General features: G+C 71.8%; 11 protein-coding genes. 5 read left to right on the forward strand and 6 right to left on the reverse strand.

Annotated features, from left to right (window positions below):
- Positions 1–29: 29 nt before the first annotated feature.
- The 6 genes from MMF93_RS23575 to MMF93_RS23600 form a co-directional block, all read right to left on the reverse strand.
- On the reverse strand, positions 30–1,502 hold the full coding sequence (locus MMF93_RS23575; protein WP_242754583.1) for an MFS transporter: 1,473 nt from the start codon (positions 1,500–1,502) through the stop codon (positions 30–32).
- Between the two features lie 143 nt (positions 1,503–1,645).
- On the reverse strand, positions 1,646–2,572 hold the full coding sequence (locus MMF93_RS23580; RefSeq protein WP_242754584.1) for an SDR family NAD(P)-dependent oxidoreductase: 927 nt from the start codon (positions 2,570–2,572) through the stop codon (positions 1,646–1,648).
- 21 nt (positions 2,573–2,593) lie between these two features.
- Positions 2,594–3,610, reverse strand: a complete 1,017-nt coding sequence (locus tag MMF93_RS23585; protein WP_242754585.1) for an SDR family oxidoreductase — start codon at positions 3,608–3,610, stop codon at positions 2,594–2,596.
- Positions 3,607–4,932, reverse strand: a complete 1,326-nt coding sequence (locus tag MMF93_RS23590; protein ID WP_242754586.1) for an NAD(P)/FAD-dependent oxidoreductase — start codon at positions 4,930–4,932, stop codon at positions 3,607–3,609. The genes MMF93_RS23585 and MMF93_RS23590 overlap by 4 nt, the downstream gene beginning before the upstream one ends.
- Positions 4,933–5,823 carry an SAM-dependent methyltransferase gene (locus MMF93_RS23595; protein ID WP_242754587.1) on the reverse strand — a complete coding sequence of 297 codons (891 nt, stop codon included), beginning with the start codon at positions 5,821–5,823 and terminating at the stop codon, positions 4,933–4,935.
- The gene (locus MMF93_RS23600; protein WP_242754588.1) at positions 5,820–6,071 is read right to left on the reverse strand and encodes an acyl carrier protein; all 252 of its coding nucleotides are present in this window, start codon (positions 6,069–6,071) and stop codon (positions 5,820–5,822) included. The genes MMF93_RS23595 and MMF93_RS23600 overlap by 4 nt, the downstream gene beginning before the upstream one ends.
- A gap of 189 nt (positions 6,072–6,260) precedes the next feature.
- Here MMF93_RS23600 and MMF93_RS23605 point away from each other — a divergent pair, with 189 nt between their 5' ends.
- The 5 genes from MMF93_RS23605 (at position 6,261) to MMF93_RS23625 (ending at position 11,593) form a co-directional block, all read left to right on the forward strand.
- On the forward strand, positions 6,261–8,018 hold the full coding sequence (locus tag MMF93_RS23605; RefSeq protein WP_242754590.1) for a thiamine pyrophosphate-binding protein: 1,758 nt from the start codon (positions 6,261–6,263) through the stop codon (positions 8,016–8,018).
- Positions 8,015–8,683: an SRPBCC family protein gene (locus MMF93_RS23610; RefSeq protein ID WP_242754592.1), complete on the forward strand. Its 669-nt coding sequence runs from the start codon at positions 8,015–8,017 to the stop codon at positions 8,681–8,683. Before MMF93_RS23605 ends, MMF93_RS23610 begins: the two co-directional genes overlap by 4 nt.
- The gene (locus tag MMF93_RS23615) at positions 8,680–9,705 is read left to right on the forward strand and encodes a 3-oxoacyl-ACP synthase III family protein (protein ID WP_242754594.1); all 1,026 of its coding nucleotides are present in this window, start codon (positions 8,680–8,682) and stop codon (positions 9,703–9,705) included. Before MMF93_RS23610 ends, MMF93_RS23615 begins: the two co-directional genes overlap by 4 nt.
- 87 nt (positions 9,706–9,792) lie before the next feature.
- Positions 9,793–11,064, forward strand: coding sequence for an FAD-dependent monooxygenase (locus MMF93_RS23620; RefSeq protein WP_242754596.1), 1,272 nt, complete (start codon positions 9,793–9,795; stop codon positions 11,062–11,064).
- 34 nt (positions 11,065–11,098) lie between these two features.
- On the forward strand, positions 11,099–11,593 hold the full coding sequence (locus MMF93_RS23625; RefSeq protein WP_242754598.1) for a hypothetical protein: 495 nt from the start codon (positions 11,099–11,101) through the stop codon (positions 11,591–11,593).
- The last annotated feature ends 51 nt before the right edge of the window (positions 11,594–11,644 follow it).

Below are 11,644 nucleotides of genomic sequence, written 5' to 3' on the forward strand. Positions count from 1 at the left end.
TCCTCTTTCGTGGTTTCTGGCCGTGCGGGTCAGACGCCCGAGGTGGTCTCCGGGTCGAACTCGGTGCGCAGCGCGGGCAGGGCCAGCGACAGCAGCGCGGCGCACGCGGTGAGCACCGTGCCGACCAGGAACGCCGAGTGGAAGCTGGTCAGCAGCGCGTCCGGCACGGCGGTGCCGGAGGAGATCTCGTCGTCCAGCCGGTTGCTCGCCAGGGTGGCCAGGATCGCGAGTCCGATCGCGCCGCCGATCTGCTGGCCGGTGTTGAGCACTCCGGAGGCCGCTCCGGAGTCGGCCTTGGGCACTCCGCTGACGGCCGCCACCACCAGCGGCACCATCGCCAGCCCGTAACCCGCCGCGCACAGCAGCAGGGTGGGCAGCAGGTCGGTGGGGTAGGAGGCGTCCAGCGGTGTCCTGAGCAGCAGACCGAGCCCGAGGGTCGCCGAACCGAGACCGACCAGGCACAGGGCCCGGCTGCCCACCTTGGGCAGGAGCTGGATCGCGATACCGGAGAAGGCCGCCATCGTGACGCCGAACGGCGCCCAGGAGATGCCCGCCTTCAGCGGCGACCAGTGCAGCAGGTTCTGCATGTACTGGGTCAGGAAGAAGAAGATGCCGTACAGCCCCGAGGCGGCGAGCAGCATCATCACGTTGGCGGTGGAGATCTGCCGGCTGGCGAACAGGCCGAGCCGGATCAGCGGTTCGTCGGCACGCTGTTCCCGCACCACGAACGCGGCCAGCAGCACCGCGGAGCCGATGAGACCGGCCACCGTGGCCGCCGACCCCCACGGGCGGTGGTTGGTGCTGATGACGGTGTAGACGAGCAGCAGCAGCGCCCCGGTGATCAGGACGGCCCCCGTGCCGTCGGTCGCGGGCCGCTTGGCGGGCCCCTCGGTGCGGTCGGCGAGCGCGGGCCGCAGCGTGAGGGTGAACAGCAGCGCGCCGATGGGGATGTTGACGAAGAACACCCACCGCCAGTCGATGAGGTCGGTGATGAGGCCGCCCAGCAGCACGCCGGAGACCCCGGAGATGCCGGTGAGACCGCCCCAGATGCCCAGCGCCTTGCGCCGCTCCTTCGCCTCCGTGAAGACGGTGATGAGGATGGCCAGGGCGGACGGACTCAGCAGCGCCGCCCCGAATCCCTGGGCGCCGCGGGAGACGATCAGCATCTCGGACGTGGTGGCGAGCCCGCAGGCGAGCGAGGCGACGGTGAAGACGCCCAGCCCGGTGAGGAACACCCGGCGGCGTCCGAACAGGTCGGCGCAGCGGCCACCGAGCACCAGGAAACCGCCGAACAGCAGCATGTAGGCGTCGACGACCCAGGCCAGCGAGGCCCGGTCGAAGTCGAGGCTGCTGCGGATGCTCGGCAGCGCCATGGCGACGACGGTGTCGTCGATGATGACCATGAACTGCGCACCGCAGGTCACCGCGAGCGCGAGGCCGGCAGCCTTGGGTACCGCGCCGGAGGGAGCCTTCTCGGTGGACCGGGCTGTTCCCCTGCCCATACGGGATCTCCTGTTCGTCGTGCTGCGTGGGAACACAGCGTGGGGGTGGTTGCCGGGGCTCTTCGGCCCGCCCCGGTGGACACGGTGCGGGGCACCGGGGGGCGGGTCACGGCCGTTCCCGTGCCGGCCCGCTCCCGGGCGGATCAGGAGGTGCCGGCCTGGGCGACGACCCGGTTGAGCCGGTCCATGCGGGTGGCGAGACTCATCCGGCCCTCCAGGCGGAAGGCGGGCAGCCGCCGCCCGTCGGTGTCGTTGAAGCCGTACTCCCCGGCCAGGTCACCGGTCGAGAGGATCTGGCCTGAGCGGTCTCGCACCTGCGGGTCGGCGGCCAGGTGGACGATCGCCCGGCCGACGTACTCGGGGGAGTGGACGATCGCGGCGGGTCCGTCCCCCAGCGCCTCCCAGGCGGCCTCCACCCGCTCGGTGCGCACGAAGCCCGGGTGCACGGACAGGGCCGTGACCTGCTGCTTGCGCAGGTCCGCCGCGAACGCCTTGCTGAGCCGGTCGCTCGCCGACTTGAACACGTCGTAGGCGGCCTGCCCGAGGTAGGTGTCGCCGTCGGTGAAGCCGATGCCGACGATCAGCCCGCCCTGCCGCTCGATCATCAGCGGCGTGAGCAGCCTGGTGACGTCGTACTGGGCGCGCAGCGAGCCCTCGCACAGCTCGTACCGCCACATCGGCTGCTTCCAGTAGGGGGCGTCGAAGCGGACGTCGGCGGAGCGTTCGTACCCGGCCCAGGCGTTGTTCACCAGCAGGTCCACCGAGCCGTGCTCGGCAGCGATCCGGTCGGCCAGCGCCTGGTTGTCGTCGCTGGAGCGGTGGTCGCAGCGCACCGCGATGCCGGTGCCGCCGCGCGCGGTGACCTCCTGTGCGGTGTCGTCCACCGTGCCCGGCAGATCCTCGGTGCGTCCCGTGGTGCGGCTGCTGCGCCCGGTGACGTAGACCGTGGCGCCGGCGCTGCCCAGGGCGAGCGCGATGCCCCGCCCCACGCCCCGGCTGGCACCGGTGACCACGGCGACGGTCTGCTCCAGCCGCGGCGGCTGCCACTCCTCGTGCGGGTCCTCGTTCACGGTTGCGTCCTTTCCGGCTCGTCAGCTGAGGTGGGCGGAGGCGTAGGCGAGGGTCTGCGCGTAGGCGTCCGTGTCCAGGACGTGCGGGACCCCGTAGCGTTCGCGGAGCGTCGGCATGGAGGTGGGCAGCACGCCGCCGCCGCACCGGGTGACCTCGCTGACGTCCCGCAGCACCGAGAGGTAGGAGCGGGCCAGGGCGGGAAGCCGGCGCAGCTCCTCCGGGTCAAGGGCGTCGGGGTCGGTGACCGGCGGCGGGGCCAGGGGACGCCCGAGGGAGGCGGCGTGCTTGGCGCACACCTCGACGGCGGTGGCCATGTCCATCGCCTCCTCGCCGTACGTCACCCAGAACTCCCCGCTGTCGTCGCCCAGTTCGATGCAGCGCAGCACCGCTTTGGCGAGCATGTCCTGGGGTACGACGTCGATCCGGTTGCCCTCGTGCACCGGGAGGAAGGGGGCGCGCCCGCGGCAGATCCAGTCGGACATCAGCTGGACGATCTGCCCCCGGGAGGTCCAGCCCGTGCGGGAGTCGCCGATCAGGTTGGTCGGCCGGAAGACGGTGTGCGGCAGGCCGCTGTCGCGCAGCAGCTGCTCGGAGCGGAGCTTGGAGCGCACGTAGTTGGTGGTGACGTTGGTCTCGCTGAGCCGGTGGGGGGCGCTCGCCGACAGCGCGGCGACGAACGCGGTGCTCATGAAGTGCACCGTCGCGCCGGACTCCTCGGCGAACTCGATCACCCGGCGGGTGCCTTCCACGTTGACCGGCCGGTAGCGCTCGTCCGGCAGGCCCCACTCGGTCAGCCCGGCCGAGTGGATGACGGTGTCCACGTCGCGGGCCAGCGCCCGGTAGCTGTCCTCGTCCAGGCCGAAGCGCGGCTCGGCCAGGTCGGCCGCCAACTGCTCGCCGGCCTCGGCGGGCAGTGAGGTGCCCTGCCGCCTGGTCATCGAGATCAGCCTCAGGGGGCGGCCCGGTACCTCCCGCAGGACGGCCCGGCCGACGACGCCGGAGGCACCCGTCAGCAGTACTGTGCGGCTCTCGCTCATGCCCGCGACTCCTTCCACTCCATCAGGCGCGTGGTGGCACGGGCGCCGACGTACAGCAGGGGCTCCGGCGGGAAGTCGCGCGCCGAGCGCTGTGCGTCGTCGACGTAGAGCAATCGGGAGAACTCCGAGTCCTTGCCCAAAACCAGGTCCCGCAACACCTTGCCGCCGGTGTGGGTGGCGGCGATCCCGTTGCCGTTGAACCCGTAGCCGTAGAAGATGTTGCCGCCCGGCAGCGCCCCGAAGTGCGGGGCGTAGTCACGGGTGATGTCCATGACGCCGCCGTAGGTGTAGGTGAACTTGAGGTCCCGCCACATCGGGAAGAACCGCCCGAACTCCTCGGCCAGGGCCCGGTAGGCGCGCTGGTCGTTCATGCGGCGGCGGCGCAGGTCGCGGCCCCAGAAGTAGAAGGCGGGCCCGCCCGCCCACAGCAGCCGGTTGTCGGCGGTGAAGCGGGCGCAGGTCAGGAACGTCTTCGCCTCGACCATCCCCTCGCGGCCCGCCCAGGCGATCCGGCCGAGCTGCTCGGTGGTGAGCGGTTCGCTCACCATGGCGTAACTCCACAGCGGCACGGTCTTGTTGCGGAACTGCTGGAAGGTGAACTGGCGGGCGTTGGCGGCGACGATGACCTTGTCGGCGGTGATCGTGCCGCCGGGGGTGACGACCTGCGGCCGCACGCCAGGCCGTACCCGCACGACCGGGGTGTTCTCGTGGACGACGACGCCCCGCTCCTTGACCACCCGGGCCACGCCGCGGGCCAGCTTGAACGGGTTGACCAGGGCGCCCCCGGTGCGCATGGCGCCCAGTACGGCGGGGGAGCCGATCACCTCCTGCGCGTCGGCCGGCGAGAGGACCGGCGGCTGGTCCCGGCCGGCGATCCTGGTGGCCAGGTCGCGGTCGGCACGCAGCCGGCGCAACTGCGCCTGCGTGGTGGCCACCATCAGGTAGTCGTTGGCCTCGTACTCCGCGTCGATCTTGTTGCGGCGCGTGAAGCGGCCGATCTCCAGCACGGACCGTCCGACCGCCTGCGAGGCCTCCAGGGCGCGGCGCGTCCCGAACTCCTTGACCAGTGCCTGGATGTCCTTGCCGATGGTCGGCGTGACGAAGCCGTCGGCCCGGCCCGAGGCACCGTGCCCCGCGAACTCGGCCTCGACGACGCGGATGTCCAGCGCGGGCTCGGCCTCCTTGAGGAAGTGCGCGGCCCACAGCCCGGTGTAGCCGCCGCCGACGACGGCGATATCGCAGTCCACGTTCTCGCGCAGCGGCGGTTCCGGGACGACCGGCTCCGTCTCGTGCCAGTAGACCACATGTTTTCGCGTACTCACTCAGCGCCCCTTTTCGAGAATTATTCTCGACAGCCCCAGGTGGCGGTTCTGGAAGTGCCTGACGCTCGCCCCCAGATAATTCTCGTAATTGACGACGTTCTCCTCGCCGGAGAGCCGCACGGCCGCTTCCCTGTTCTCCCGGAGGCGCCGCAGCCATTCCACGCAGGTGCGGCTGTAGTGGTCCGGGTCGTTGCGCAGGGAGACGACGTCGAAGAGTTTCTCGCTCGATTCGACGACTTCCGAGAGTGCCGGGATCTCGGACTCCGGGAAAATCGTTTCCATGATGAACATCAGCTCCCGCACGGTGGCCTTGTCCATCACCGTGTTGTTGCCCTTGACGTTCGTCTGGAGGGCGACGCGGCCCCGGGGCGGCAGCCACGCGAAGCAGCGCTCGAAGAACTCCTGGTAGCCCGCCACCCGCTCGGCGCGGGTGAGGCCGGTCCTGGCGAAGTGCTCGAAGGCCCCGATCGAGACGATCGCGTCGTACGGCTCGGCCGGCTGGTGGTCGAGCCAGTTCTCCACCCGGATCTCGGCCCCGGTGATCCCGGCCGACTCGGCCAGCTCGGCCTGGCTGTCGCTGAGCGTGAGGCCCACGGCGTGCTGGACGCCGTGCACCTGGGTCAGCCGCTTGAGGAGACTGCCCCAGCCGCAGCCCACGTCCAGGACGCGCCGCGCGCCACCGGCGCGCGCCCCCTCGATGAGGTGGTCCAGCTTCCGCGCCTGCGCCGTCTCCAGGTCGTCGAGCGGCGCCTCCTTCGACCCCGGCTCGGCCCACAGGGCGCAGGTGTAGGTGAGGGAGGAGTCCAGCCAGAGCGCGTAGAAGTCGTTGGAGACGTCGTAGTGGTGCCGGATCGCCTCGGCGGTGGCGCCCTGGTAGGCGGTGGCGCTCACGCCGCGGCGCCGGCGGCCCGGGTCGTCTCGACCAGTTCGACCAGGTCGCCGACCGTCTTCACGTTCGCGGCCTGGCTCGGGTCCAGCTCGACCTCCGCGTCGTCCTCGATCGTGTAGACGATGTCGGCGATCTGCAGGCTGGAAAGGCCCACCGAGTCGAAGGCCGTATCGGCGCCGAGGGTGAGGTCGGCGGCTTTGCTGCCGAGCTTCTTTGCTATGAGGGCACACACGGTGTCGACGGTGATCACGGATTCTCCCTTTCATTCGGTCGCGGTTGAAGGAAGCTAACTCCGCCAGGCGGCGCGGCACATGACAGGCGGGCATGGCAGATCCCTGTCATACCGGCCCCGCTCCCGGATGGCAGACAGGTGCCACTTGCCGGTGTGCGCCGCACGGAACTGAAATGAAGGGACCACCGCCTGAGAAAAGGACGGTTCATGACAACCCCATTCCGTGTGGTCGACTTCATTGTCGACTTCTTGAGCCGGCAGGAAGTCCGTCACGTCTTCGGAGTCGGTGGCGCCAACATCGAGGACCTCTACGACGCTCTCCACCTGGCGGCGCACGGCCCGCTCGGCGTGGTCGCGAAACACGAATTCTCGGCAGCCACGATGGCCGACGGATACCACCGTGCGGCCCAGCGGATGCCCGTGGTCGCCGCCACCTCCGGCGCAGGGGCCATGAACCTGGTCCCCGGACTCGCCGAGCTGCGCGCCTCCTGCGTACCGGCCCTCGCGCTCATCGGGCAGCCGCCCGTGTCGCTGAACGGGCGCGGCTCCTTCCAGGAGACCAGCGGCCTGGCGGGCTCCATGGACGCGGCCCGGCTGTTCGGACAGATCGCCGTGGACTGCGAGCGGGTGGAGGAACCCGAAGCGATCCTCCAGGCACTGCCGCGGGCCTTCGCCGCCGCGTCTGCCGCGCCGGGCCCCGCCGTGCTGCTGCTGCCCAAGGACGTGCAACAGGCCGTCCTCGCCCCCTGGGACAACCCGGCGAAGCAGGCCGCGCCCGAGCGCCCGAGCTCCGCCGCCGCCGACCGCGCGCAGGCCGTGACCCTGCTGCGCTCGGCCGCGGAACGGCAGGGCGTCGCCGTGATCGCCGGCGAGGGCGTGGCGCGGGCCGACGCCCGGCCCGAACTCGCCGCGCTCGCCACGGCGCTCGGGGCGCACGTCGCGGTGGCACCCGACGCCAAGGACGTCTTCGACGACCGGGACCCCCGGCACCTGGGCATCGCCGGAGTGATCGGCAGCGCCCAGGTGCAGGCCGCGCTGGAACAGGCCTCCGCCGTCCTGCTGGCCGGTACCCGGCTGCCGCAGATGGCAGGTGCCGGGCTGCACGACCACCTCAAGGGGGTGCCGGTCGTCTGCCTCGACCCCCGGCCGCCGTTCCTGGAGCCGCACGAGGACCTGGTGCGGCTCACCGGGGACCTGCGGGAGGAGATGAGGCTGCTCACCGGGGAGCTGCTCGCACCCGGCGCGGGGCTCCAGCAGCGCAACGGTGCCGCGCGGGCCCTGGTGGACAACCTGGCAGCCAAGCAGGCGAGCGCCCCGTCCGTGGAGCTGCCGCACGTGCCGGACTCGGCGGCGCTGGACATGGCGACGGCGGCGCGCCTGGTCGGTGCGGCCCTTCCCGAGCGCTCCACCGTGGTCAGCGACGCGGGCAACACCGGCGCCGTCACCATCCACCACGTGGGCGTGCCGCCGGGAGGCCGGTTCATCGTCGCCATGGGCATGGGCGGCATGGGCCACAGCTTCGGCGCGGCCGTCGGTGCCGCGTTCGCCACCGGGCGGCGCACCTGCGTACTGGCCGGTGACGGGGCGTTCTTCATGCACGGCATGGAGGTGCACACCGCGATCGAGCACCGGCTGCCCGTCACATTCGTGATCTTCGACAACCGGTCGCACGGCATGTGCCGCACCAGGGAGCAGCTCTTCTACGGGGGCGACTACTCCTACAACCTCTTCGGCCCGGCCCGGATCGGTGACGGCATGGCCGCCATGTTCCCCGGCCTGGACGCGGTGACCGCCCGGAGCGCGGGCGAACTGCGCGCGGCGCTCGGACGGGCGCACGCCACCCGCGCGCCGGCCCTGATCTGCGTCGAGACCGACCCGGCCGAGGTGCCCCCGTTCCGTCCGTTCCAGGACGCCATCGCCGCCGGATCCAACCGGCCTGTCAACCAAGGAGTCGTACCAGGATGACCACCGCCCCGACGCACACCGACCCGGCCGCCGACTACACCCCGCCTCCCGCGGTCCCCGACGACCTCAAGGACGTCCCCGGGCTGCTGCGCTGGGAGACCACGTCCCGCGAGGAGGCGTTCGCGCACGCGGCGACGCTGACCAAGGAGACCTTCACCTACGACGAGGTGTACGGGCAGTTCGTCACCGTCCACCAGTACATCGACGCACCGCCGCAGGCCGTCTACGACTACCTGACCGACGAGCGCAACCTCAACGAGTACACCTACAGCACCCGCGACTTCGCGCCCACCGACACCCCCGGTCTCTACCAGGGCCGCGACACCCTGCTCGACGACGAGACCAAGATATTCCTGCGCATCGACGGCAACCCGGACGCGCTCACCGTCGACATGAAGTGCGCCTGGGACCAGGGCGAGGAGCTGTGGATGGTCTACATCCACCGGATCATCTCGGCCGAGACCGTGCTGGGCAAGAGCGGTTCGGTCGTCATCTGGACCAACTGCCACCACCCGTACTACGACAAGAACCCGCACCCCGAGCTGGCCTCCAGCCCCGAGCGCCCCTGGGTCGGCGACACCTGGGGCCTCTTCTACGCCGGCCACAAGGTGGAGATCGACAACCTCAAGAAGATCCTCGAACTCCGCCACGGCACCGCCGCATGAGGACGGTCAGCCTGCTCGAACTCGCCTCCTACCTGCCGGGGGAACCGGTGGGCACGGACTGGTTCCGTCAGTTCCAGGAGGACGACGGCGAGATGTCCGGGCACACCATGTTCAAGGCGCCGCACCACCGGCACCAGGTGTCCCGGGACGAGACCCCCGCGGACATGATGGAGAAGGCCGGACTGCTCCTGCGCGAGCGGATCGGCAAGGACGCCGTCGAGGGCGCCGACGTGGTGATCACCAACACGCTGCTCCCCGAGGTGCCCTTCACCGGTCCGGGCGCCGAGGTCGCCCACCGGCTCGGCGTCGGCGCCGACTGGGTGCTCGACGCCCACAACGGCGGATGTGCCTCCTTCGTGCACCTGCTCAGGATCGCCCGGGCACTCATCGGCTCCGGGCAGGCCGAATCCGCGCTGCTGTTCAACGTCCAGAACAGCGCGGGCCCGGTGATGACCCAGTCCCAGGTGCGCGGGCTCCCCGAGGCCGTCATCCCCGGCGACGGCTGCAGCGCCGCCTACGTGGCGGCGTCCGACACGTCACCGGTGCTCGGCATCGCGGTCGCCAACCGCGGCGACTACACCCGCGACTGCGGACTCTCGCTGCACGACGGGCGCAAGTACTGGGAGGCGGGGGAGAGCCAGATGCACGTCGGGTTCACCCCCGACAAGGTGGCGGACATCGTCGAGCGCGGCAACCGGCTCGTCCCCGAGGTGGTGGGCCGGGTCTGTGCGGAACTCGATCTCAAGACCGACGACATCGACATGCTGATCACCAACCAGCCCAACCGGATGTTCCTCAAGCAGTGGCAGGAGAGGCTCTCCATCCCCCCGGAGCGCCATCTGGACACCTTCGACCGGTTCGGCAACCTCTTCGGCGCCGGCGTCCCCATCACGCTCGACCACGGCATCCGGGAGGGCCGGGTCCCGGACGGCAGCCTGCTGATGCTGGCCGGGTTCGCCCACGCCGGGGACTTCGCCGGAGCCGCGGCCGTGCACTGGCGGGCGGGAGGTGCGCGCGAGTGACCGCGTGGGCCGGCCGGAGCGGGCCGCGGCCCGCTCCGGCCGGCCCGCCAGCCCGAGCACGCACCGCACCCCTTCCGAGGAGAGCCCATGTCCCCTCCCCGAGCTGTCGTCATCGGCGGCGGCATCGGCGGCCTGACCACCGCGCTGGCCCTGCACCGGCGCGGCTGGCACACCACCGTCCTGGAGCGCGCTGCCGGCCTCGCCCCCGTCGGGGCCGCCCTCACGCTGGCGCCCAACGCCCAGCGCGCACTGGGCACGCTCGGGCTCGGTACGCAGATCACCGAGCTGGCGTCCTGGCGGGGCGACGGCCTGATGTGCGACCCCGCGGGCCGGCCCCTGACCCGCACCCACAGCGAGGCCGTCGTCGCCCGGTTCGGCGCGCCCCTGGTCGTCCTGCGGCGCAGCGACCTGATCGACCTGATCGTCGACCGGCTGCCCGCGGGCACCGTCCGCACGGGGGAGGCGGCATTCCTCACCCACGCGGGATCGGCCCGGCACAAGGCCCATGTGAGCACCCCCAACGGGAGGCACGAGGCGGACCTGGTCGTCGCCGCCGACGGCGTACGCTCCCCGGCCCGGGCCATCCTCTTCCCCGACCACCCCGGCCCCGCCTTCGGCGGCTGGACCGTCTGGCGCCTCCTGGCGCCGACACCCGGCTCCGGTTTCGTCCCGCACGAGTCGTGGGGCCGCGCCCAGGTGTGGGGCACCCTGGTGCGGGACGCGGACAGCGTCTTCATCTACGCCTGCGCCGCCACCGACGAGGGCGGCCGGTCCGCCGACGGGGAGAAGGCGGAGCTGCGGCGCCGCTTCGGCCGCTGGCACGACCCGGTGCCCACGCTGATCGACTCCGTGCCCGAACACGAGATCCTCCGCAACGACGTCCACCACATGCAGGTGCCGCTCACGGCGTTTCACCGGGGCCGCACAGCGCTCCTCGGCGACGCGGCGCACGCCATGGTGCCGACCCTGGGACAGGGCGCCAACATGGCCATCGAGGACGGCGTCGTCCTCGCCCACCACGCGGCGCCGGACGCCGACCCGCTGGTCGCGCTCGCCCGGTACGACCGCGACCGCAGGCCCCGCACGCAGGACGTGGTGCGCCGGGCCGCGCGCCTCCTCAAGCTGACCTCGCTGCGCTCCCCCGTCACCGTCGCGGCCCGGGACGGCCTCATGCGCATGGCCTCCCGCACCGTGCCGGGACTCCTGCTGCGCGGCTTCGACGGCATCGCCGACTGGCGACCGCCCACCGCGGGGCCGGGGACCTCACCGGCACGACCGCCGGACCACACCTCGGCGTCCCCTCCCCCCGGCACACCCCGAGTTTCCCGGACCCGGGCGACCGACCCCGGCCGCCCGTAGCACCACCCACCACGAGTGAAAAGAGGAACCGAACATGCGTCGGATCATCCAGGCGGGCACTGTCGCCACCACCGCCGTCCTCCTCGGCGGGCTGGCCCTTGCCGCCCCGGCCTCCGCAGCCCCCGCCGCCGCACAGACCGTGACGGCGACGTACGACTGCGGCTCCTACGGGGTCACCGACCTGAAGATCGAGGCGTCCGCCGAGGGCGGTGTCGGCTCGGTCAAGGTCTCCACCAGCGGTGGTCTGGCCCCGGCCGACATCCCCGCCGACTCCGTCACCGCCACCCTGCGCCTGGAGCGGGCCTCCGGTGGCACGGTGGACTTCACGGGCACCGCCAACGAGGCCGCCCCCGCGGGCCAGCCGCTGACCGTCGGCCCGCTGACCGCGCCGGTCACCGCGGGCGACAGCCTCGACTCCTACATCCCGGCCGAGGGCTCCGACGTCGCGTCACTCGACCTCAACATCCTGGGCCAGGCCAACACCTGCAAGGCCGTCAGCAAGCAGACACCCGGCCCGATCGTCTTCTGACGCGGTCCCGCCCGGCGAGGCCGTCGCCGGGCGGGCACCAGGCGGGTGCCC

This window comes from Streptomyces tubbatahanensis (assembly GCF_022699385.1).
Classification (GTDB): Bacteria; Actinomycetota; Actinomycetes; order Streptomycetales; family Streptomycetaceae; genus Streptomyces; species Streptomyces diacarni.

Coding starts and splice junctions, on each gene's coding strand:
- MMF93_RS23575 (WP_242754583.1), bottom strand. CDS start 1,502: ATGGGCAGGGGAACAGCCCGGTCCACCGAGAAGGCTCCCTCCGGCGCG.
- MMF93_RS23585 (WP_242754585.1), bottom strand. CDS start 3,610: ATGAGCGAGAGCCGCACAGTACTGCTGACGGGTGCCTCCGGCGTCGTC.
- MMF93_RS23605 (WP_242754590.1), top strand. CDS start 6,261: ATGACAACCCCATTCCGTGTGGTCGACTTCATTGTCGACTTCTTGAGC.
- MMF93_RS23610 (WP_242754592.1), top strand. CDS start 8,015: ATGACCACCGCCCCGACGCACACCGACCCGGCCGCCGACTACACCCCG.
- MMF93_RS23615 (WP_242754594.1), top strand. CDS start 8,680: ATGAGGACGGTCAGCCTGCTCGAACTCGCCTCCTACCTGCCGGGGGAA.
- MMF93_RS23620 (WP_242754596.1), top strand. CDS start 9,793: ATGTCCCCTCCCCGAGCTGTCGTCATCGGCGGCGGCATCGGCGGCCTG.
- MMF93_RS23625 (WP_242754598.1), top strand. CDS start 11,099: ATGCGTCGGATCATCCAGGCGGGCACTGTCGCCACCACCGCCGTCCTC.